Source organism: Pseudomonas sp. PA-5-4B (genome assembly GCF_021606215.1).
Taxonomy (GTDB): Bacteria; Pseudomonadota; Gammaproteobacteria; order Pseudomonadales; family Pseudomonadaceae; genus Aquipseudomonas; species Aquipseudomonas edaphica.
Genome location: NZ_WKDB01000030.1, coordinates 1 through 21,097, shown reverse-complemented (window position 1 = coordinate 21,097; position 21,097 = coordinate 1). Strand labels below are relative to the sequence as shown.

At 60.0% G+C, this 21,097-nt stretch carries 18 protein-coding genes; 10 read left to right on the top strand and 8 right to left on the bottom strand.

All coding sequences use genetic code 11. The features are described 5' to 3' along the window. Positions 1-9 precede the first annotated feature (9 nt). Positions 10-372 carry a histone-like nucleoid-structuring protein, MvaT/MvaU family gene (locus GIW28_RS16315; RefSeq protein WP_017135500.1) on the bottom strand — a complete coding sequence of 121 codons (363 nt, stop codon included), beginning with the start codon at positions 370-372 and terminating at the stop codon, positions 10-12. 199 nt (positions 373-571) lie between these two features. Then, a complete protein-coding gene (locus tag GIW28_RS16310) occupies positions 572-2,113 on the bottom strand; it encodes an EAL domain-containing protein (protein ID WP_017135501.1) in 1,542 nt (513 codons plus the stop codon). 297 nt (positions 2,114-2,410) lie between these two features. Between GIW28_RS16310 and GIW28_RS16305 the strand changes: the two genes are divergently transcribed. Genes GIW28_RS16305 through GIW28_RS16290 form a run of 4 tightly spaced genes read left to right on the top strand, consistent with a single transcriptional unit; the run spans position 2,411 to position 7,504 of the window. Continuing rightward, the gene (locus GIW28_RS16305; RefSeq protein WP_017135502.1) at positions 2,411-2,971 is read left to right on the top strand and encodes a fimbrial protein; all 561 of its coding nucleotides are present in this window, start codon (positions 2,411-2,413) and stop codon (positions 2,969-2,971) included. A gap of 59 nt (positions 2,972-3,030) precedes the next feature. Further along, positions 3,031-3,810 (top strand): fimbrial biogenesis chaperone, encoded by a 780-nt coding sequence (locus GIW28_RS16300; RefSeq protein ID WP_138452453.1) that lies wholly within the window; start codon positions 3,031-3,033, stop codon positions 3,808-3,810. Between the two features lie 2 nt (positions 3,811-3,812). After that, on the top strand, positions 3,813-6,419 hold the full coding sequence (locus GIW28_RS16295; RefSeq protein ID WP_236447310.1) for a fimbria/pilus outer membrane usher protein: 2,607 nt from the start codon (positions 3,813-3,815) through the stop codon (positions 6,417-6,419). Continuing rightward, positions 6,419-7,504 carry a fimbrial protein gene (locus tag GIW28_RS16290; protein WP_236447311.1) on the top strand — a complete coding sequence of 362 codons (1,086 nt, stop codon included), beginning with the start codon at positions 6,419-6,421 and terminating at the stop codon, positions 7,502-7,504. Before GIW28_RS16295 ends, GIW28_RS16290 begins: the two co-directional genes overlap by 1 nt. Here GIW28_RS16290 and GIW28_RS16285 read toward each other — a convergent pair. After that, the gene (locus GIW28_RS16285) at positions 7,495-8,394 is read right to left on the bottom strand and encodes a LysR family transcriptional regulator (RefSeq protein ID WP_017135506.1); all 900 of its coding nucleotides are present in this window, start codon (positions 8,392-8,394) and stop codon (positions 7,495-7,497) included. The two genes, GIW28_RS16290 and GIW28_RS16285, sit on opposite strands and share 10 nt — an antisense overlap. Before the next feature lie 77 nt (positions 8,395-8,471). Here GIW28_RS16285 and GIW28_RS16280 point away from each other — a divergent pair, with 77 nt between their 5' ends. Both GIW28_RS16280 and hppD read left to right on the top strand, forming a co-directional pair. Next, the gene (locus GIW28_RS16280; protein ID WP_236447312.1) at positions 8,472-9,395 is read left to right on the top strand and encodes a DMT family transporter; all 924 of its coding nucleotides are present in this window, start codon (positions 8,472-8,474) and stop codon (positions 9,393-9,395) included. Between the two features lie 245 nt (positions 9,396-9,640). Continuing rightward, a complete protein-coding gene (gene hppD, locus GIW28_RS16275; RefSeq protein ID WP_017135508.1) occupies positions 9,641-10,717 on the top strand; it encodes a 4-hydroxyphenylpyruvate dioxygenase in 1,077 nt (358 codons plus the stop codon). 56 nt (positions 10,718-10,773) lie between these two features. On the opposite strand, the gene rarD is transcribed toward hppD, so the two are convergent. Next, entirely contained in the window at positions 10,774-11,655 is an 882-nt protein-coding gene (rarD, locus tag GIW28_RS16270) for an EamA family transporter RarD (RefSeq protein ID WP_017135509.1), read from the bottom strand. 343 nt (positions 11,656-11,998) lie between these two features. Between rarD and GIW28_RS16265 the strand changes: the two genes are divergently transcribed. Beyond that, complete coding sequence (locus tag GIW28_RS16265; protein WP_169985909.1) at positions 11,999-13,243, top strand: hypothetical protein; 1,245 nt, start codon at positions 11,999-12,001, stop codon at positions 13,241-13,243. A gap of 50 nt (positions 13,244-13,293) precedes the next feature. Here GIW28_RS16265 and GIW28_RS16260 read toward each other — a convergent pair whose 3' ends face one another. Both GIW28_RS16260 and GIW28_RS16255 read right to left on the bottom strand, forming a co-directional pair. After that, positions 13,294-14,301: an aldo/keto reductase gene (locus GIW28_RS16260; RefSeq protein WP_177034630.1), complete on the bottom strand. Its 1,008-nt coding sequence runs from the start codon at positions 14,299-14,301 to the stop codon at positions 13,294-13,296. A gap of 81 nt (positions 14,302-14,382) precedes the next feature. Next, positions 14,383-15,285 (bottom strand): LysR family transcriptional regulator, encoded by a 903-nt coding sequence (locus GIW28_RS16255; RefSeq protein WP_138451283.1) that lies wholly within the window; start codon positions 15,283-15,285, stop codon positions 14,383-14,385. A gap of 101 nt (positions 15,286-15,386) precedes the next feature. Between GIW28_RS16255 and GIW28_RS16250 the strand changes: the two genes are divergently transcribed. Then, a complete protein-coding gene (locus GIW28_RS16250; RefSeq protein WP_017135513.1) occupies positions 15,387-16,091 on the top strand; it encodes an SDR family oxidoreductase in 705 nt (234 codons plus the stop codon). Positions 16,092-16,184: 93 nt separating this feature from the next. Here GIW28_RS16250 and GIW28_RS16245 read toward each other — a convergent pair whose 3' ends face one another. Further along, entirely contained in the window at positions 16,185-17,651 is a 1,467-nt protein-coding gene (locus GIW28_RS16245; protein ID WP_170038337.1) for a sensor histidine kinase, read from the bottom strand. Next, positions 17,648-18,358, bottom strand: coding sequence for a response regulator transcription factor (locus GIW28_RS16240; RefSeq protein ID WP_017135515.1), 711 nt, complete (start codon positions 18,356-18,358; stop codon positions 17,648-17,650). The genes GIW28_RS16245 and GIW28_RS16240 overlap by 4 nt, the downstream gene beginning before the upstream one ends. 281 nt (positions 18,359-18,639) lie before the next feature. On the opposite strand from GIW28_RS16240, the gene msrB reads away from it, so the two are divergent. Both msrB and GIW28_RS16230 read left to right on the top strand, forming a co-directional pair. Further along, positions 18,640-19,140: a peptide-methionine (R)-S-oxide reductase MsrB gene (gene msrB / locus GIW28_RS16235; protein WP_186616952.1), complete on the top strand. Its 501-nt coding sequence runs from the start codon at positions 18,640-18,642 to the stop codon at positions 19,138-19,140. A gap of 38 nt (positions 19,141-19,178) precedes the next feature. Continuing rightward, the gene (locus GIW28_RS16230; protein ID WP_236448078.1) at positions 19,179-20,939 is read left to right on the top strand and encodes a cytochrome c biogenesis protein DipZ; all 1,761 of its coding nucleotides are present in this window, start codon (positions 19,179-19,181) and stop codon (positions 20,937-20,939) included. Positions 20,940-21,097 lie beyond the last annotated feature (158 nt).

Here is a 21,097-nt window from a genome sequence, read left to right as displayed (position 1 = left end):
GTCTTTCGATCAGCCGCGCAACCAGGAATCTACTGTGGCAGCGCCATACTGTTCTTTCCAGGCTTTCAGGCCGCGGTGGTTGCCGCCTTTGGTTTCGATCAGTTCGCCGGTGTGTGGGTTGTGGTAAACCTTGACCACACGTGCGCGGCGCTGTTTTGGTGCGGCGGCAGCAGCGCTGGCTTTGCCAGGGTTAGGATCAAGGATCGAGATGATGTCGCGCAGGCTTTTGCCGTAGTGCTTCATCAGCCCTTGCAGCTTTTCTTCGAATTCGATTTCTTTTTTCAGGCCGGCGTCGTTCTTCAAGGATTCCAGCTGAGCCAGCTGTTCTTGAAGGGCTTTTTCTGCTGCGCGAAATTCGGCGAGTCTGGACAAAATCTGTACTCCAATAGTGTAGTTGGCTGATATCAACTGCAGATAAAGCGTGTAAGCCAGGAGCTTTAAGGTAACTCAAAGAAAGAGGCCTTTCTGCGAGTTCAGCACAGGCAGGAAAAATTGTAGTAGTTAATGCCGCACGAGTAAATCACGGCGTTACCTAAATAAGATTATTTCATCCAGCGCACTAGATGGCTATTCAATGGCTGCTCAGCGACTTAATGAATTCCTCACAGGGTAACGGCCGGCCGAACAGGTAGCCCTGCAGGAAATCCACACCTTGGGCCGCCAGGTATTCGCATTGCTCTGCTGTTTCCACGCCCTCGGCGACAATACCCAGGTCCAGCTTGCCGCTGAGTTCTATGATGCTGTCCAGAATATGCCGTGAGAGTGCATCGGCGCCAATCATGGCGACAAAACTTTGATCGATCTTCAAGTAGTCGACGTTGAAGTTGCGTAAGTAACCCAGGCTGGAGTGGCCGGTTCCGAAGTCATCAATCGCGATCATCACCCCCAGTTGATGCAGGGCGTCGAACAGGCGGGCGGTGGTGTCGGTAGGCTGAATCAGTTCACGTTCGGTCAACTCCAGTACCAGCGTCACCTGGCCGGGGGCGAACGCAGCGAGAAACTCCCGGCAGTCCTGCACCAGGTCGAGGTCCTGGCAGTGACTGGCGGTGATGTTCACGCCGATATGGAAGCCCGGGGTGAAGCGCCCGGCATGCGGGGCCAGTTGCGCAGCGGTCTGGCGTAGCAACGAGCGGGTCATCGGCACGATCAGGCCCGAATGTTCGGCCAACGGTATAAACAGGTCAGGGCGAACCAAGCCTTCCTTCGGGTGCCGCCAGCGCATCAATACTTCACAGCCGGCCCATTCGCGGGTGTCGCCACGCACCACTGGCTGGAAATACGGAATGAATTCATTGGCCCCCAATGCCCGCTGCAACTCATGGGTCGGCGCGGACGAGCGCTTTTGCAGCCAGTGCGCCAACACGCCCGCCAGCACACCAAAGAACACCAGCAGACTGAACAGCGCCGGGTAGCGCGCCTCCATGTACCGCCAGACCTCACCGACAGGCATGCCGGCATCGACGCTGTACGGGTAACGCTCAGAGTTCAGGTGCTGATGGGCCACTGCAAACTGCGGCATTGCAGTGGTGTGCACCTTGCCGTCAGCGTCCAGCCAGTTGGCTCCCACTTGCAGGATCAGGTGTGCGTAGCGGCTGATCAGGCGCAAGGCGTTGGTCAGGTGATAGCCGTCAACCGAGGCAAACGCGGCTTTATCGCCATCGACCAGGCGGTAAACCAACAACGCGGTATCGGGCGTTACCGGGTTGCCGTTCATCAACCACAGCGTGCCCGCTACGTAATCGTCCGGGTTGACCGGTGACTGGTAGCTGCCGCCGAACAACGAGCTGCAATAGATGTTTTTTTGCCAGGACAAGGTCGTTGCCCGCACAAAGGGGCGCCGCGTGACCTGTTCGCGCAGTGCCAGTTGCGCGCCGTTGTCGCACGGTTGGCCGGCCAGCGGCAGCAATGCCTGGGCGGCGAGGGCGGTGTTGTCGAGCATTAAATCGAATTGGCGCACAGCCTCCAGCGCGGTTTGGGCGGTGCTTTGCTCAAGGGTGCGTTCGGCTTGCCAATGAAGAATCACAACCCCCAATAAAACGGGAACCAGGCCGCAGACACTGCTGATGAGCGCGCGTGCAGTTCGGCTTCGGGGGCCTTTGGCAGTGAGGGGCATAGAGGCAGCCAATAACAGAATAAAAAGACGGGTGTGTGCCGATGATAGTTGGCATTGCGCAGTGCCGCTCACTTGTTTGGCGCGAATTGACCTAGCCGTTCGGTCAGTTGTTGCGATTGTCTCAACTTGGCAAGATAAACATCGTTGCAAAAAGTAAGAGACTTCGGAGCACCGACCCTTCCAGCCTCTCTCTCAGCCGTTTCAGCCCACTTCTGGCGGGACGGTCGACCCTCGTCTTTCAATTGTTGAAATTCGTTTCGTAACCCGTTAACGCTACTTGATAAGGAATTACCTGCAATGAACAACATCCGATTGGCCGCTGCTTTCCTGGCTGCTACCGGCGTCGTCGCGCTGCCTGCTTTTGCCGCAGACGGTACCATCAGCCTGACCGGTGAAATCACCGGCACCACCTGCAGTATCAGTGGCGGGGCAGGCTCCGCGCCTGGCGCCAGCCCGAACTTCGCCGTTGTGCTCAACAAGGTCCAGGCCAGCGCGCTCAAGGCAAAAGGCCAGACGGCCGGCACCACCCCATTTGTTGTGCGTGTGGGTGCGTGCCCCAAGGATACGACGGTGGCGGTGTTGTTCGAGAGCAGCAGCCCGGCGATCAACCCGGCTACCGGCAACTTGAAGAATCAAGCGCCGGCCAAACCAGTGCCTGCCAGCCTGGTTGAGGTGCAGATTGTCGACGGCACTACCCAAAAGCCTATGGACCTGCGCCTGGCACTCAATTCGAGCAGTGCAAAAGTCCCCGACAACGGTGAGGTGTCGCTGCCGTTCGCCGCGCAGTACTTCGCCACCGGCGCCGCAACCCCAGGCCCGGTAAGTACGCAGGTGCTGTATTCCGTCACGTTTCCCTGAACAAGGCCCGGAGCCTGGCGGTTCGCCAGGCACTGGACAGCGCCTTGGAGGACCGCCCCATGCTTGCCCGACTCATGTTCGCAATTGCCTTGCTGCTCGCCATTTCGATGGTTAGCGGATGGCCATCCGTTGCCCATGCCGGTGTAGTGATCGATGGCACGCGGCACATTTACCCGCAACAGCGTCGCGAAATCACCTTGCGCCTGACCAACGACGATGAACGGGCTCCGCGCCTGGTCCAGGTATGGCTGGATCAGGGTGACCCGGCGTCAGACCCTTCTAACAGCGAGGTGCCTTTCAGCCTTTCGCCGCCGGTGTTTCGCCTGAACCCGCAGAAAAGCCAGGCCGTGCGCCTGGTCTACACCCAAGAGCCACTGCCGGCTGATCGGGAATCGTTGTTTTGGCTGAATGCGCTGGAGATCCCGCCCAAGGTCAACACCGAGGCCGATGCAGAGGTTGGCCCGGCGAATCACCTGCAATTCGCCTTTCGTATCCGTACCAAAGTGTTTTTTCGCCCCGCCGATCTGCCTGGCAGCCCGAACGAAGCGCCCACGCAATTACGCTGGTCCTTGCGCCGCAGTACCCAGGGGACGCTGCTGGACGTGCACAACCCATCGGCCTATCACGTGACATTCAACGAGGTGGCGTTGGCCATGGGCCCGCAGCAAGACGCGCCGCTGCTGCCGGCGGAAGAGGGCATGGTGCCGCCAGGCGGCAACCTGACCCTGAGGGTGCACAAGGCCGTGCGGCCCATCCCTGCGGATGCCCGGGTGCATTTCAAATACATCAATGACTACGGCACGTTTTCCGCGCCGCAGCGTGCTCCTCTGAAGTTCTGACTATGCCTGCCTTGTTGCCATTCACGTTTTGCCAAGGCACTGCCTGGCTGTTTTCCCACCCTCGGCTGGTGCTGTTGTTCGGCCTGCTGAGCACGCTCGTGTTATCGGCCGAGGCTGCCCCGTTATTGTTTGACCTGGAGGCCTTTACCAGCGGTGTGTCCAGCCCGGCGGATCTCTCACGCTTCAATACCAGCAATGTGTTGACGCCAGGGGTTTATCGCGTTGACGTGATACTCAACGGGCAATCGCTGGGCCGTCGCCCGATCACCTTCGTAAACCTGGACAAACAGGACGCTGCGCAACCCTGTGTGAGCGCGCAACAACTGGCCGAACTCGGAGTAGTACTGCGCAAGTTCGAGGCAGGCGCCGAGGGGGATTGTCGCGATTTCGCCGCATGGATGCCCATGGCCAGCAGCCATGTCGATGTCGAGTCCCTGACCCTGGATGTCAGCATCCCGCAGGTCTACATCAATGGCTCCGCACGCGACTACATTGACCCCGCCCAATGGGACGCGGGCGTTGATGCCGCACTGCTCAATTACACCTACAGCGCCGCTGCGGTGACATCAGGTGCGGGTGAAGACCGCAGTTATCTTGGCCTGGACGGCGGGGTCAACCTGGGTGACTGGCGGTTGCGCCACCAGGGCGGGCAAGCCTGGGCTTCGCGAAGCAGCCACTTGCCTTATCAAGCCACGGCCACCTACTTGCAACGCGCCGTTTCAGCCTGGCAGTCGCAACTGACCGTAGGTGACAGTTTCAGCAGCGGTCAGATCCTTGATGGCGTGCGCGTGCGTGGCGTTACGCTGGCCACGGATAACCGTATGCTTGCGCCGTCGCAACAAGGCTATGCGCCTCAGGTGCGCGGCGTTGCCGACAGCAATGCCACGGTGACGGTGCGCCAGAACGGCTACACCCTTTACGAAACCACTGTGGCGCCTGGGCCTTTTGTGATCGATGATCTCTACCCCACGGGATACGGAGGCGACCTCGACGTCAGTGTCACCGAGGTAGACGGGCGACGCAGCACCTTTGTCGTGCCTTATTCGGTGGCCCCGCAACTGTTGCGTTACCGCGCCACACACTACAGCGCAACGGTGGGTCAGGTGCAGCAGCATGGTGTGAGTGATGCCAACGCTTCAGTGTTTCAAGGCACGCTGCAACATGGGCTAGTCGATAACCTCACCGTTTATGGCGGCGCCACGCTTTCCCAGGGCTATAGCCAAGGCAAGGCGGGCCTGGCGATGAGTACGCCTGTTGGTGCATTCGCCTTGGACACTACCCACTCGCGCACACAGGTGCAGGGGCAAGCCCTGGCCCACGGACAAAGCCTTGGCCTGGCCTACAACAAGAATGTGCCGTTTTCGGGAACGCATTTTGCACTCGGCGCCTATCGCTTCTCGACCGATGGCTACCTGAACCTGCCGGACGCATTGAATGTGCGCGACCTGGGCCGTCATGGTGGGAATCTGGACAGCTATGCCCGGCAAAAGAGCCGCCTGGACCTGACGATCAGCCAGCAGCTGGGGGAGGGCACCCTGAGTTTGTATGGCAGCTCCACTGACTACTGGGCCGGGCAGCAAGGGCGCCAGACGTCGTTCACCGCCAGTTATGGGGCCAGTTGGAAGTCGCTGAGTTGGAACTTCTCGGCGCAGCGTTCGAGAGTCAGCGAGCTGTATCGGGCGAGCGACCGCGAACGCGGTGAGGATATTTTCTTCGGCCGCTCGACGCGAACCGAACGCGTTGAGAATCACTGGGTGCTGAGCCTCTCCATGCCATTGGGCGAGGGCACGCGCGCACCGACCCTGAGCAGTTCACTGTCGCGGGATGCAGGTGAGTCGCGCGGCAGTCAGCAACAAGTCGGCATCAATGGTTTGTTGGGGGATACGGCGCACACCCATTACGGGTTGGTCGGCAGTCGCGGCACCGGCGATCACGGCGGCTCAAGCTTCAACGCTTACGCGGGCTATCGCAGTAACGCAGCCAACCTGCGCGGCGGTTATGGCCAGCGCCAGGGCAATGCGCAAGTGTCCATGAGCGTCGACGGCGGCCTGATCGCCCACAGCGATGGCGTCACCCTGGCGCAAAACCTCGGTGAAGCTTCGGCGCTGGTGTATGCGCCGGATGCCCAGGGAGCGCAGCTCGGCGGTTCCGGGGTGCGTATCGACAAGCAGGGTTATGGGGTCATGCCTTCTTTGCGGGCGTACCAGCCCAACGCCGTGGACATCGACCCGCAAGGCATGCCCATGGACGTGGAATTAAAGGAGTCGAACCGCTCCGTGGTACCGACCCTGGGCGCAATATCGCTGGTCAAATTCGAGACCGTCAGCGGCCGGGCGGTAGTGATCAAAGCCACCCACCCGAACGGCAGACCCCTGCCGTTCGCAGCCCAGGTATTTGACGAGCAGGGCAACGAAGTCGGGGTGGTTGGCCAGGCGGGCAAGGCTTTTGTACGCGGGGTTGCCGACCACGGCAGGCTGACCGTGCAGTGGGCTGAGGCGGCGGGCGAGCGGTGTTTCATTCGTTACCATCTACCTGCCCGTGAACCCGGTCGCCGCCAGGAAAATACAGATCAATTGGTCAGCCAGTGTCGCTATGAGGAGAACACCTGATGAGTCACACGATGAACGGTGCTCAACGCTTCACGATCAGGTTTTCTGGCGTCGTCGCACTGCTGAGCGGCTGGGCTTTCGCAATGCCTGCCCAAGCGCACTTTGGTAATGCTGGCGATTGTTCGCCCCAGGCAAACCTGAATGTCTCGATTGCGCCCATCACCTTGCAGGGCCACGTACAGATCGGGCAGGCCCTGGGCGCGGTAAACGGCTATGACTTCGACAGCCGCAATGCTTATGTGATGCGCTGTCAATACAAGGATTGGCCTATCGAGCAACCCGTGACAGCGAACATAAGCATAGTCAATTCGCCGGCTACGGGGATCACGTTCAGTGCGTCCGGCCTCTCGATGCCGGTCTACGCCACCAACCTGCCCGGAGTGGGATTCGCGGTGATGGCCAGGGACCCCGGCCAGCCTTTTCACCCACTCCATCACGGCACCACGGCGTTATTAACCGTCAAACACAACAGGCCCAATGGGTGGGGGCTCCAGGGGCGGATCTACCTGGTGGCCACCGGTCCTGTCTCGGCCGGCACGATCACTGCGCGAACGTTTGCCAACTACACGCTGACCAATGTCACGACCTCAGGCCCGGGCTACGCTTCGGTAAGCCTGAGCAACGCGGTCATAGCGCCGCCGCTGCGGCCTACCTGCCATGTTTCGACACCTTCGGTTGTCATGCCGATGGGGCCTGTGGCCAGCCGTGATTTCACGGGCGTAGGCAGCTACGCCGCAAGCGTGAGCCATAACATCAGGCTGGACTGTGCCGGGGGAACCGGTGGTAGCCTGGATATCTGGGTCACGGTGACCGACCAGACTAACCCCGCAAATCGCGGCAATCAGTTGTCGCTGACGCGTACTTCGACAGCCAAGGGTGTGGCAATACAGCTGTTGAGTGGCCCCTCAGTGCTCAACTATGGCGCCGACTCTTCAGCCGTCGACAACCTGAACCAATGGCGGGTGACAAGTACGAGCAACGGCACTATCACGATCCCTTTGACTGCTCGTTATGTGCAAACCGAAAAAATGATCCGACCCGGTACGGCCAACGGGTTGGCTTCGTTCACCATGAGTTATCGGTGAGTGCCGGTGTGTTGCAGCCCTTGCGCGAGTGTGAGGAACGCAAGGGCAGCAGGTGAGGCCTGGCGCCGGTCCAACACCGCCAGGCCGATCCGGCGCGGCACCGGCGGTGATAATGGCCGTGCCACATAACGACTGTCGACACGTTCGGGCAACGATGCCTGCGCCACGATGCTCAACCCGTCGCCACGGCTGACGGCTTCCAGCGTACTGAGCAATTGGGCACAGCGATACCGCACGTTGGGCCGCAAACGCGCGTCGCTGAACAAGCGCATCACCAGCTCTGATGAGCCGGCTTCGGTGAGAATGAACGGATCGTCACACAGCGCTTGCAAAGGTACTGATGTGCTGGCAACCAGCGCATGGGTGGCCGGCAACAACACGACAAGCTGATCCTCGAACAACGCCACGGTGTCGAAACGCTCACTGTCTGTTGGCGTGTCGGCGAGCACCACAAAACCCACGTCGACACGCCGCTCGTCCAGCCACTGGATGACTTGCCGGTCTGGCCCCTCGTCCACATGCACTTCAATGCCCGGGTAGGCCTGCCGAAAATGGCTGAGGATTGTCGGCAACAAGCGCACCGACGCAGTGGGGCCGAAGGAGCCGATGCGCAAGGTGCCGCGCTTCATGCCACGGGCGTCGGCGGCTTCCTGCTGTAAGGTCGCGGCCAGGCCGAGCATGGCACGGGCGCGCCCGAGCAATTGCGCGCCGATATCGCTCAGCTCCACCAACGTCTGGTGGCGCCGAAACAATTCCACGCCCAGCTCCTGCTCCAAGGCCTTGACCGCATGGGACACCGCCGACTGGCTTATGCCCAGGCGGTGCGCCGCACTGGTGAAACCTTGCAGCTCGGCCACCAGTGAAAAAATTTCCAGTTGGGTCAAGGTCATGAGTAAAGGCTCATTTTACGATTACTGAACATTAGTCGAAGAATATGCCAACCCTGCCACCTTTCGAGCAACTGCTAATGCATCATTCGTCTGACCGCCTCACCTACCTGAAGCTCGCCGCTGTGACCATGATCTGGGGTGGCACCTTTGTCGCCGGACGCTACCTGGCCCATCAAGTAGACCCGCTGCTGGCCGCCAGCCTGCGGTTTATCCTGGCCAGCCTGGCGCTGCTGCTGTTTATGCTGTGTGCACGCATCCCGCTGGCGCGGCCACGTCCCCGGCAACTGCTACGTCTGGCAGTGCTGGGTTTTTTTGGGGTCTTTTTCTACAACCTGTGTTTTTTCTACGGTCTGCAGTACATCAATGCCTCGCGCGCTTCGTTGATCGTGGCGTTGAATCCTGCCGTGATCGGCCTGGCTTCCTGGTGGTTGTTCAAAGAGCGCCTCGGCGCTGCCAAGGTGCTGGGCATCACTTTGTGCCTGGCCGGCGCTGCGGCGGTGATCGTCAGTCGTAACCCGCAACTGCTGCAAGGTGCATCGAGTACCTGGCAGGGAGACGTGCTGGTGTTTGGCTGTGTGCTGGGGTGGGGGATTTACTCGTTGTTTTCCCGCGCGTTGAATCAAAGCCTGGGGCCGTTGCAAACCGTCACGTGGTCAGTATTGCTCGGCACCCTGATGCTGACACTGGTCACCGCGCTCACCGGACGCTTCACCGTACAAGGGGTCGTCAGCCTGCACTGGCCGCAGGTTGTGAGCCTGTTGTATTTGGGTGTGCTCGGCTCCGCGCTGGCGTACATCGGCTATTACGATGGCATCCGGCGTATCGGCGCGACCCGCGCGGGCGTGTTCATCGCGCTTAACCCGCTGACGGCGGTGATCTGCGGCGCGCTGCTGCTCGGCGAACAACTGACGTTACCCATGGCGCTGGGTGGCGCGGTGATCCTGTTGGGCATCTATCTGTGCAACAAACCCCTTGCGCAGCCCAGGGCAATAGGGATTTGATGAGAGTGCGGACAAATACTGTTACGCTGTGTAGAATCGATTTACGCATACAAGAATATGGACTTGCGCTCACGCAAGCCTCGGCCGTCAGAGACTGATGTAATCATGAAGCTACTCGGCTCCCCCCTGATCTTTGGTGACTTCCTCGCCCGCAGCGTGCGGGGTCTCTCGTGCGCGCCACCCTGCAACCTCATCCTTGCCTGTATTTGACTGCTTGCTACTTACAAGAATGATGAGGTGCCGAAATGGCCGACCAATACGAAAACCCGATGGGCCTGATGGGCTTTGAATTTATTGAATTCGCATCGCCGACTCCAGGCACCCTGGAGCCGATCTTCGAGATCATGGGCTTCACCAAAGTCGCGACCCACCGCTCCAAGAATGTGCACCTGTATCGCCAGGGCGAGATCAATCTGATCCTCAACAACCAGCCCGACAGCCTGGCGTCGTACTTTGCCGCCGAACACGGCCCGTCGGTGTGTGGCATGGCGTTCCGCGTCAAAGACTCGCAGCAAGCCTACAACCGCGCACTGGAACTGGGCGCCCAGCCGATTCATATCGAAACCGGCCCGATGGAGCTCAACCTGCCGGCCATCAAGGGCATCGGCGGTGCGCCGCTGTACCTGATCGACCGTTTCGGTGAAGGCAGCTCGATTTATGACATCGACTTCGTGTACCTCGAAGGTGTCGACCGCAATCCGGTAGGAGCAGGCCTCAAGGTCATCGACCACCTGACCCACAATGTGTATCGCGGCCGCATGGTCTACTGGGCCAACTTCTACGAGAAACTGTTCAACTTCCGTGAAGCACGCTACTTCGATATCAAGGGTGAATACACCGGCCTCACGTCCAAGGCCATGAGTGCCCCGGACGGCATGATCCGCATCCCGCTGAACGAGGAATCGTCCAAAGGTGCCGGCCAGATCGAAGAGTTCCTGATGCAGTTCAACGGCGAAGGCATCCAGCACGTGGCGTTCCTCACCGAAGACCTGGTCAAGACCTGGGATGCGCTGAAGAAGATCGGCATGCGCTTCATGACTGCGCCGCCGGACACCTACTACGAAATGCTCGAAGGCCGCCTGCCAAACCACGGCGAGCCGGTGGACCAACTGCAGGCGCGCGGTATTCTGCTGGACGGCTCCTCGATCGAGGGCGACAAACGTCTGCTGCTACAGATTTTCTCGGAAACCCTGATGGGGCCGGTGTTCTTCGAATTCATCCAGCGCAAAGGCGACGATGGGTTTGGCGAGGGCAACTTCAAGGCACTGTTCGAGTCGATCGAGCGTGACCAGGTGCGTCGTGGTGTACTGACCACCGACTAAGCACAAAAAAGCCCGGCCGAGGTTAACCCCCGGCCGGGCTTTTTATTGCCTGCGCATCAGGCTTTGCGCTGACGCAGCAGATGCTTGAAACCTTCATACACCAGCACCATCACCGCCAGCCAGATCGGGATATACGTCAGCCACTGGCCGCCCTTGATGCCTTCGCCCAGCAACAAGGCCACGAACAGTAGCAACACAGGCTCCACATAGCTGAGCAAGCCGAACAGGCTGAAGGCCAATAAGCGGCTGGCGATGATGTAGCTCACCAGCGCCGAGGCACTGATCAAGCCCAGCATTGGAATCAACGCATAGAGCTTGGGGTGCAGCTCGAGCACGGCAAAACCTTGTTCACCATGCTGCACAAACCACCAGGCCACCGGCAGCATCAGCGCCATGTCCAGCCACAAGCCGCCCAGGTGATCGGTGCTCAGGTATTTGCGTACCACGAAGTAGATCGGGTACCCAATGATTACCACCAGCGTGGCCCAGGAAAAACCACCGGCCTGGTACAACTCATTAAGCACCCCGAGCGCGGCAAAAAATACCGCGATCTGCTGCAAGCGCGACAAGCGTTCGCCGTAGACCAGGCGCCCGGTCAGCACCATGGTCAGTGGCAGCAGGAAATACCCCACCGACACATCCAGGCTGCGCCCGTTCAACGGTGCCCACATAAACAGCCATAACTGTACGCCCAGCAGGGCGGACGACAGCACCACGCCGCCGATCAGCCGCGGCCTGGCCGCCAGCATTCGCAGCAACTCCCACACGCGCCGCCATTCACCGCTGACGATCATGAACACCGTCATGCACGGCACGGTCAGCAGCATGCGCCAACCAAAAATCTCCAGGCCGCTCAAGGGCGTGAGCAGCGAGGTGAAGTAATACATCACGGCAAACAACACCGAGGCCAAGACCGATAAAACAACACCTTTAGACACACTGTCCTCGCGAAAGCTGATTTTTACAGAAGAAGGGGAACTTAGGTGGGGAATATAGGGTTCGTGACACTCTTTGTCACGCCGATTACAACATTTTAATGGAACACCTTCCTACCCCCGTGCCACACAAGTATGACTTTTCGCGGCTAGCATGACTGCGCTTGGTTTTGCATGGAAAGTTTTGCATGGCTTATTAATGCTCTGCAAAAAACATCAACTAATGGAAATAAGTTAGTAAGTGCGACTTTGGTGGGCGTCATCATTGCGTGATGATAACCATGGCTCTGGCAAGGAGTGATTCAGAGGGTTGCAGACTAAGACATTAGATAATGAGGTCCACCCTATGCATGGCATTTCCCCCTATTATGGCTCTTCACCTGCTACCTTCAACGGTTTGCCCGGCATTATAGGCAGGTTCGGCGAAAGCGTTGCGTTTCCGAAAGGTGACACACCGTCCTGGAAAAAACTTGAAACCTATAAGACTTTTTTCGAGTCGGTCGCCAGAGATAACAACAGCGGCGTACTCACGGCGGACGGTAAGGAATTACTGGACGCGGTTGCCTCTCCAGATACTTCTAAACAACCTCGCGTCAGTGCTTATTGCTTCAACGTGGGTCCTTATTCGGCCAGGGACAGTTTTATTGTCAAACGCGAACCGATCGTGCAGGGCGCCGTGAATTTTGTATTGTGGATGCCGGAGAAGGACTTTAAATCAAGTTATGAGTTTAACAGTTATCAGGCAATCGACGATTTTCTGAAAAGTTTACCGAAAAAGACTGACGCCTTTAACGCGTTTCTTGCCCATTTTGTCGACAAGACAGCGACTTCCCCTGTCAGAACAGCAGTACAGGCGCGTGCATCCGCAACGCAAGGCAGCGCACCCAATATGCTGATAGGACCAGGCCAGCAGATCGTAGGGAATGTGTTTGAGCACTTGGATCGAACCAGTGAAAACCCTACGACAATCAGGTTTGTCAACGGGCTTGTCAATCAGCAATTGGAATCGGTCGATCACGGCAGGCCGACCTTTAGCGGCGTGCGGCCCAATGGAGAGAAAGTGGTCTATCGGTACGACTTTCACGGCAACTTGCTGGGTTCGGGTGACAAGGGGAATTTTTACTTCCTTAAAAATGGCGCCCATAGTCAATTGCCACTGGTTCCCATCACATTGCCACAACTGCGAGAACTCGTCTTCAGGGGCAATGGTGATCTGAACTCTGTGGTCAACGCCTTCGCCAATTTTCTAGAAAGTCCATTTTCCGGGGTCTCAACGCTCCTGCAAGCGCTTGGAGTCGACAAAGCAACTGCCGATACCGTCGAACGCGGCCTGGATAACCCCGTCAATGCCGTGTTGCTTTTCTTGAATAAGAACAACGATATCGGCAGGGTATTCGGTCTGCCAAAAAGTGAAATGAACGCGATACTTACCAACTTTGCGACTGCCGCTCAGGGGTTTGTGCCTGGCTATGGTACTTACAGATCTGTCGCCGCCGTGCTGGCGAAGATATTAAAACAACAACCTGTGACACAAGAAGAGGCCAGGGAAGCCGCCCATGGGTTAGGTGTAAAAGCGGATATAAAACTATAACTCGGCAACCAACAAACCCGCCCACACTGGCGACGGTGGGCGGGGTATGACTACCGACTAATACGCCCTGACACAAAATGGCTCACGTCATTAAACCCCGGCGTAGACGAATGCCCTGGCGTCACCAGCGAGTCAATAAACGCCTCATCTTCTGCCGTGATCTTCACCGCCAGCGCCCCGGTATACGCATCCCACTGCGCCTCGGTACGCGGCCCGACAATCGCCGAACTGACCGCGGAGTTGTTCAGCACCCAGGCAATTGCAAACTCGATCATTCCCACACTCCGTCCTTGGGTGTATTGCTGAATCTGCTGGGCAATGCGCAATGACTCCACCCGCCATTCGGTTTCCAGGATACGCTTGTCCTGGCGCGCCGCACGGCTGCCGGCTTCGGGCGTCACGTCGGGGGCGTATTTGCCACTGAGTACGCCACGGGCCAGTGGGCTATAAGGCACCACACCCAAGCCATAGGCGGCTGCAGCGGTAAGTTGCTCGACCTCGGCCTGGCGGTTGACGATGTTGTACAGCGGCTGGCTGATGATCGGCTGGTCGACCCCCAGACGCTCGGCCACGCGAATCACTTCGGCGATACGCCAACCACGGTAGTTGGACAGGCCCCAATAGCGGATCTTGCCTTGGCGGATCAGGTCGCCAATCGCCGACACGGTGACTTCCAGCGGCGTGTCGTGGTCCTCGCGGTGCAGGTAATAAATGTCCAGGTAGTCCGTGTCCAGGCGCTTCAGGCTGGCTTCCAGTGCATTGAACATGCGCTTGCGGCTCAAGCCGCTGCGGTTGGGCAGGCCGTCCACCGGGCCAAAGCCGACTTTGGTGGCCAGCACCCAATCCGAACGGTGGCGGGCAATGGCCTCGCCGACGATTTCCTCGGAGCGCCCACCGGTGTAGACGTCGGCCGTGTCAATGAAATTGATGCCCTGGTCCCAGGCCTTGTCGATGATGCGCAGCGAGTCTTCCGTGTTGGTCTGCTCGCCAAACATCATGGTGCCCAGGGTTAGTGCGCTGACCTTCAACCCGGACTGGCCCAATGTGCGGTAAATCATGCAAAGCTCCTCATGGCAGGGAAACGTTACCCATGCAATACCAGACTCGACGGCTCTGGAACAAGCCCTGCGCGCGTTTCTTCATACACTCAGCAAGGTCTGGCAGCGCTGCTGTAAAAAACCATGCAGCACTTTCACCCGTTCCGACACTTGCAGGCGATGTGGGCACATCAGGTTGAACGGCGTGGGCTCGCCTTGCCAGTCGGGCAGCAGCGGCACCAACCGCCCAGCCTTGATATCGCCGGCAATATCCAGGTTGGCCTTATAGGCGATGCCGTGGCCTGCCAGCGCCCAGCGCCGCACGATTTCACCGTCATCGCTCAGGTAATCGCCCGACACCTCGACCTCCTGCAGCAAGGCGCCTTGGCGAAAGTACCAGGTGCTGTTTGCCTGCCCACGGCGCATATAGCGCAATGTACTGTGCTGCGCCAGGTCGGCCGGCGTGCGCGGTGTGCCGTGGCGCGCCAGGTAGTCGGGGCTGGCGCAGGGGATACGATGGTGGCCGGGTACCACGGGCAGCGCCACCAGGCTGGAATCCCTCGGCACACCAAAGCGCAGGGCAATGTCGACGGTGTCGCGGAACAGATCCGCGTTACTGTCGTTGAGCAGTAGCTGCAGGCGGATCGTCGGGTGCGCAAGCTTGAACTCATCCAGCCAGCCGAGCAGTACATTGCGGCCGAAGTCCGAAGGTGCTGCCAGTTGCAATAACCCACTCAAGCTCTGGCCCTGTTGCTTGATCGCCTGCTCGCCTTCGGCCAGCGCTTCGAGGGCTACGCGCACGCTGTCAAGGTAGCGCCGGCCTTCTTCGGTCAGGCGCATGCTACGCGTCGAGCGGGCGAGCAAGCGGATGCCCAGCCGGGTTTCCAGGCGCTTGAGCGCAATACTTGCCGCCGCCGGGGTGAGGTTGAGGCTGCGCGCCGCCGCCGACAGGCTGCCGGTGTCGGCGGTGCGCACGAACACTTCAAGGTCCAGGGTCGAGCTCATTTGTAAAAATCCTTTAAAGATCTTGTCGTTTTACCGGGATTTTTCGCCGATTGCCAAGCTGAGAAGATCAACGCTCACTTTTTTAGCCAGGTAGTAACCCCATGACATCTTCCCTCAGCGGTAAAACCGTTATCGTGATCGGCGGCAGCAGCGGCATCGGTGCCGCCGTGGCCAAGGCCGCCAGCGCCCGTGGTGCACATGTGGTGCTGGCCGGGCGGCGTTTGACCTCGGGTGTCGAAAACGCTGTGCGCAGCGAACCGGTCGACGTCACCGACAGCACCTCCTTGCAACGTTTGTTCGAGACGGTCGGGCGTTTTGACCACTTGGTGTTTACCTCCGGCCCGTCAGTGCGGGCAAAACCGCTGGTCGAGACCGATCTGGACGAGGCCCAGGACAATTTCAGCGTGAAACTCTGGGGCGCATTGCGCGCGATTCAGCAAGCGCTGCCATTTTTGGCAGAGCACGGCAGCATCAGCCTGACCTCGGGCCAACTGGGCCGTAAGTTGATGGCGGGGCAGTTCATCAAGACGGGTATCAATGCTGCGACTGAAGCGCTGGGCAAGCAGCTCGCAAAAGAGTTGGCACCACGGCGCGTCAATGTGATCAGCCCAGGTGTGATCGACACGCCGGCATATGCGGGGTTGGCAGACGAGCAACGCCTGGCGATGTTCGCCAAGGCCGGCACGGCGTTGCCAGTGGGGCGAGTCGGGCAGGCGGATGAAGTGGCGGCGGGTTATGTGCTGGCCATGGAAAATGGCTTTGTCACCGGCGCGGTAATTGATATCGACGGCGGAGGCCTGCTGTAAACACTGAGCAAAAGTGTAGGGCTGGTTCGCAAAGGGCGCAGGCAGTGCAAAAAGGTATGGCGGCACAGGCCGCCATGCCAGCCTAGCCGCAAGTCAACGCGTTGAGGCTCGGGTTTCCAGGCAGAACCTGAACGTCGCGCCATGCCCAGGGCGCTCCACCAGTTCGATACTGCGCCCATGCAGTTGCAGAATGCGGTGCACGATGCGCAAGCCCAGGCCGCCATCGCGGCGTGCGCCGCCGATGGTGAAGGCGCGCAGGAACAAGCCTTCGCGCAATTGGGCATCGATTCCGGGGCCGCTGTCGCTGACCATGACTGCTACGGCACCGGCCTCGGGCGCCAGGATCACCTCGACTTCTCCATTCACCGGCGTATGGCGCAACGCGTTGTCCAGCAGGTTGGTGAGCACCCGTTCGATCAGGCCCAGGTCGGCCATCACCGTCGGCACCTGGGGCGGCAGGGTGGCGATGAGGGTGATGGCACGGGCTTCAGCGGTCAGTTCGAATTTCTGAAAGATATCTTGCACCAGGTCCGGCAGCGAGAAGCCTTCTATCACCGGCTGCACAAAACCGTGCTCCAGGCGCACCAGTTCCAGCAGGGACTGGGCCAGGCCGCCGACTTTACGGCTCTGGTCCAGCGCAATGCCCAGGTAGCGCCGGCGTTCTTCGGGGCTCAGGCTCGCATCCTTGAGCGACAGGGTTTCCAGGTAGCCATGCAACGACGCCAATGGCGTGCGCAGGTCGTGGGAAATATTGGCGACCATCTCCCGACGTTCCTGGTCTTGATGGGTGATGGCGCGCCATTGCTCGCCCAAACGGTTTTCCATCTGCACGAAGGCGTGGTCGAGCACGGCGATTTCATCGCCGCTGTTGAGTTCGGGAACAGCCGTTTCGGCGGCTTTCGGCGCGCCGTTAATGTCGAACTGGCCGACCTTGTCGGTCAGTTGGCGCAGTGGCCGGGTGATCCAGGCAAAGGCGATCAGGCCCGCCATCAGGCAGAGCAGGGCGACCAGGCCGATGGACCACAGGGCGATCTTCAAGGCCATGCCGGTGGCGTCCTTGGCGTCGTACACATCATGGGCTTCGCCCAGCAGCACCACATACAGAAAGCCGGTTTGCTGGCCGTTGGCCTTGAGCGGCGCAGCGCTGAATACTTTGCGCCCGTCGACGCTGCGCGGGTCATCGCCAAGGATCGGCAGCATGGCCCCGCTGAGAAAGCGCCGAACCGGCGCGAGGTCCACATGGTCACGCAGCAAATGCCCGCTGGGTGCGGCGTTACCCACCACACGGCCGTCAATATCGAGCAAGTACACCTCGACACTCGGGTTAACCAGCATCAGTTGGTTGAACAGGTTGCGCACGGCATCGGGCTTGAGGCCGTCGGCGTCCATCAGTTGGGTATCGCGGGCAATGTGCGCCGCCAGGTCGCGGGACAGGCCTTGCACCACTTCCAGTTCATGCATGTGGTTGGAACGCACCTGCAGCCAGGCCGACGTGCCGCTGCAGATCACCAGCAACACGGCAAACACCACCGACAGGCGTTGGGTCAGGGTCAACTTCATGCGGCGCTCTCGGCGAATTTGTAGCCACGGCCCCACACCGTGAGGATGCGCGCCGGGTTGGCCGGGTCGACCTCGACCTTGGCGCGCAGCCGGTTGATATGGGTGTTCACGGTGTGCTCGTAGCCCTCGTGGCTGTAGCCCCACACGGCGTTGAGCAGGTCCATGCGCGAGAAGACTTTACCCGGCTGACGGGCAAAGAAGTACAGCAGGTCAAATTCGCGCGGCGTGAGGTCCAGGCGCTGGCCTTGCAGGGTGGCGTCACGGGTCAGCGGGTTGATGAACAACGCGCCCAGCTCAAGGCTGCCGGCGTCCATCTTCAGGTTGCGCGCCATCGCGTCCACCCGGCGCAACAGTGCCTTGACCCGCGCCACCAACTCCGGCATCGAGAACGGCTTGGCCAAATAGTCGTCAGCACCCAACTCCAGGCCAAGGATGCGGTGCAGTTCGCTGGAACGCGCGCTGGTGATGATGATCGGTGTGTAGCGCGCCATGGCACGGGCACGGCGGCAGATCTCCAGGCCGTCGACGCCGGGCAGCATCAGGTCGAGGATCAGTGCATCCCAGCCACCTTGTTCGAGCAGGCCCAGGCCTTCGGTGCCATCGGCGCTGTGCACCACCTCGAACTGCTCGTCGCGCAGGTGCAGGCAGATCAAGTCGGCAATATGGGCATCGTCCTCGACCACCAGGACGCGTTTGGGCTGATCCATATAAGAAAACCTTCGCTTGTAGTCCGCGCATTGTGCGGCTTTTGCCACAGTGTAGTTATCACGAATTGTTTAACTCTGCGTGAGGATTTCGCGACCGCCCAAGGCTCAGGATGGCGACATTGTTGCTGCGGATGGGTTTTATGTGGCGAGCGGGCTTGCCCCGCGTTGGGCTGCGTAGCGGCCCTAAAAAAACGGGAGCGCTGCGCACTCCAACGCGGGGCAAGCCCGCTCGCCACAACAAGCACACGCGCCATGAATGCCTATGGGTTGAGGAGAATCGTATGTACTCACGTCGACAAATGCTGCTGGCCGGTGGTGGCCTGGGTGTCGCCGTCATGGCCGGTGGCCTGCTGAAACAGCTCAACATGGTCACCGAAGTCGAAGCGGCCGAGACCTTTGAGGTCAGCCATACCGAGGCTCAGTGGCGCAGCCTGCTGACGGCTGAGCAATTTGACGTGCTGCGCGAGGAGGGCACCGAACGCCCTTACAGCAGCACACTCAATGATGAACACCGTGCTGGCACCTTTGCCTGTGCCGGTTGCGCATTGCCGCTGTTCTCCTCGACCACCAAGTTTGACAGCCACACCGGCTGGCCAAGCTTCTGGCAGCCGCTGGACAACGCGGTCGCCAGCCACGTCGACACCTCGTATGGCGTGGTACGCAAGGAAATTCATTGTCGCCGTTGCGGTGGCCACCAAGGGCACGTTTTTGACGATGGCCCGGCGCCCACAGGCCTGCGCTACTGCATGAATGGCGTCGCCATGACGTTCACGGCGGCTTAAGCCGATGTCCATTTTTAATTCGTATAAGGGTCGATTCCATGTGGCTGCTGGTTCTCGCGTATCTGGGCGGCGTGCTGACAATTGTCAGCCCGTGCATCCTGCCTGTTCTGCCTTTTGTCTTCGCTCGCACCGGGCAGCCGTTTATGCGCAGTGGCTTGCCGCTGTTAGCGGGGATGGCGGTGACGTTCGCCCTGGTGGCCTCACTGGCTGCGGTGGGCGGCGGCTGGGTGGTGCAAGTCAATCAATACGGGCGTTGGCTCGCGTTGCTGTGCGTTGCCCTGTTCGGGCTCACGCTGTTGCTGCCGAAACTCTCGGAGCGACTGACGCGGCCATTGGTGGCCGCCGGCAGTCGTTTGTCGGAGGCCGCCGGGGCCGATGCCAAACCGCGTCCGGGCGCGTCGTTCCTGATCGGCGTGGCCACCGGTTTGCTCTGGGCGCCTTGCGCCGGGCCAATCCTGGGGCTGGTGCTGACCGGCGCCGCGCTGCAAGGGGCCAGCATCGGCACTACCTTGCTCTTGCTGGCCTACGCCGCCGGGGCTGCCACCTCCCTGGCCTTGGCCTTGCTGGTCGGCGGTAAAGTCTTTGGCTTGATGAAAAAATCCCTGGGCGCCGGCGAATGGCTGCGCCGTGGCCTGGGTGCGCTGATGCTGGCCGGTGTGGCCGCCATCGCCTTGGGCCTGGACACGGGCGTGTTGTCGCGCTTGTCGACCGCCTCAACCGGTGGCCTTGAACAAAGCCTGGTCGACACACTGAGCGCCAAACCTGCACAGAAGAGCGGGGCGATGATGGCCGGTGGCGCCATGATGGCGGCGGCCAACCACAGCGACACACTGCCTATCGAAGGCACGCTGCCGCCGCTGGAGGGCGCGGTGCAATGGCTCAACAGCCCGCCGCTGACCGCCGAAGCACTCAAGGGCAAAGTGGTGCTGGTGGATTTCTGGACCTACTCCTGCATCAACTGCCTGCGCACCTTGCCTTACGTCAAAGCCTGGGCCGAGAAATACAAAGACCAGGGTTTGGTGGTGATTGGCGTACACGCCCCGGAATTTGCCTTTGAACGCGACGTGAACAACGTCACCAAGGCCATGAAAGACCTGGGCATCACCTACCCGGTGGCGATCGACAACAACTACAAGATCTGGCGCGCCTTCAACAACCAATACTGGCCGGCGCATTACTTTGCCGATGCCAAGGGCCAGATTCGTTATCACCACTTCGGTGAGGGCGACTACGCCGAGTCGGAGCGGGTGATTCAGCAACTGCTGCGTGAGGCCGGTGCAACCCACGTCGCCGGTGGTTTGATCGAGGCCGATGCCAAGGGTGTGCAGCAAGCGCCGGACATGAACGAGGTGCAATCGCCGGAAACCTACCTGGGCTTCCAGCGTGCGGAAAACTTCGTCACCACCGGCGCGTTGGGCACCGACAAAGTGGTGAATTACCCGGCGGCCGGCCACCTGGCCCTGAACAACTGGACCCTGGAAGGCCCATGGAATGTCGGCGGCCAACAAGCCACCCTCGACCAGGCCGGTGGGCGTGTGGTTTACCGCTTTCATGCCCGTGACCTGCACCTGGTGCTGGGGCCTGGCGCCGATGGCAAGCCGGTGCGCTTCAAGGTGACGATTGATGGCCAGGCGCCAGGCGATGCTCATGGCACCGATGTGGCGCCGGATGGCAGCGGTACGGTGACCGAGCAGCGCCTTTACCAACTGGTGCGTCAGAGCGGCGCCGTGCAGGACCGCACCTTCAGCATCGAATTTCTCGACCCGCATGTGTCGGCGTATGCCTTTACTTTCGGTTGAAGTGAAAACCTGATCCATGTGGGAGCTGGCTTGTCGGGTCGCCGCATCGCTGCGATAGCGGTGTACCTGCCGACGATGATGTTGGATCTGCCGGTGCCATCGCAGGCAAGCCAGCTCCCACATGGATCAGGTTTTCACTTCAACCGAAAGTAAAGGCA

What these genes read in the sequence shown, in the direction of transcription:
- GIW28_RS16300 (WP_138452453.1), top strand. Translation starts at nt 3,031, where the DNA reads ATGCTTGCCCGACTCATGTTCGCAATTGCCTTGCTGCTCGCCATTTCG.
- hppD (WP_017135508.1), top strand. Translation starts at nt 9,641, where the DNA reads ATGGCCGACCAATACGAAAACCCGATGGGCCTGATGGGCTTTGAATTT.
- GIW28_RS16310 (WP_017135501.1), bottom strand. Translation starts at nt 2,113, where the DNA reads ATGCCCCTCACTGCCAAAGGCCCCCGAAGCCGAACTGCACGCGCGCTC.
- GIW28_RS16230 (WP_236448078.1), top strand. Translation starts at nt 19,179, where the DNA reads ATGTGGCTGCTGGTTCTCGCGTATCTGGGCGGCGTGCTGACAATTGTC.
- GIW28_RS16240 (WP_017135515.1), bottom strand. Translation starts at nt 18,358, where the DNA reads ATGGATCAGCCCAAACGCGTCCTGGTGGTCGAGGACGATGCCCATATT.
- GIW28_RS16295 (WP_236447310.1), top strand. Translation starts at nt 3,813, where the DNA reads ATGCCTGCCTTGTTGCCATTCACGTTTTGCCAAGGCACTGCCTGGCTG.
- GIW28_RS16305 (WP_017135502.1), top strand. Translation starts at nt 2,411, where the DNA reads ATGAACAACATCCGATTGGCCGCTGCTTTCCTGGCTGCTACCGGCGTC.
- GIW28_RS16290 (WP_236447311.1), top strand. Translation starts at nt 6,419, where the DNA reads ATGAGTCACACGATGAACGGTGCTCAACGCTTCACGATCAGGTTTTCT.
- GIW28_RS16280 (WP_236447312.1), top strand. Translation starts at nt 8,472, where the DNA reads ATGCATCATTCGTCTGACCGCCTCACCTACCTGAAGCTCGCCGCTGTG.
- GIW28_RS16260 (WP_177034630.1), bottom strand. Translation starts at nt 14,301, where the DNA reads ATGATTTACCGCACATTGGGCCAGTCCGGGTTGAAGGTCAGCGCACTA.
- msrB (WP_186616952.1), top strand. Translation starts at nt 18,640, where the DNA reads ATGTACTCACGTCGACAAATGCTGCTGGCCGGTGGTGGCCTGGGTGTC.
- GIW28_RS16245 (WP_170038337.1), bottom strand. Translation starts at nt 17,651, where the DNA reads ATGAAGTTGACCCTGACCCAACGCCTGTCGGTGGTGTTTGCCGTGTTG.
- GIW28_RS16250 (WP_017135513.1), top strand. Translation starts at nt 15,387, where the DNA reads ATGACATCTTCCCTCAGCGGTAAAACCGTTATCGTGATCGGCGGCAGC.
- GIW28_RS16255 (WP_138451283.1), bottom strand. Translation starts at nt 15,285, where the DNA reads ATGAGCTCGACCCTGGACCTTGAAGTGTTCGTGCGCACCGCCGACACC.
- GIW28_RS16265 (WP_169985909.1), top strand. Translation starts at nt 11,999, where the DNA reads ATGCATGGCATTTCCCCCTATTATGGCTCTTCACCTGCTACCTTCAAC.
- GIW28_RS16285 (WP_017135506.1), bottom strand. Translation starts at nt 8,394, where the DNA reads ATGACCTTGACCCAACTGGAAATTTTTTCACTGGTGGCCGAGCTGCAA.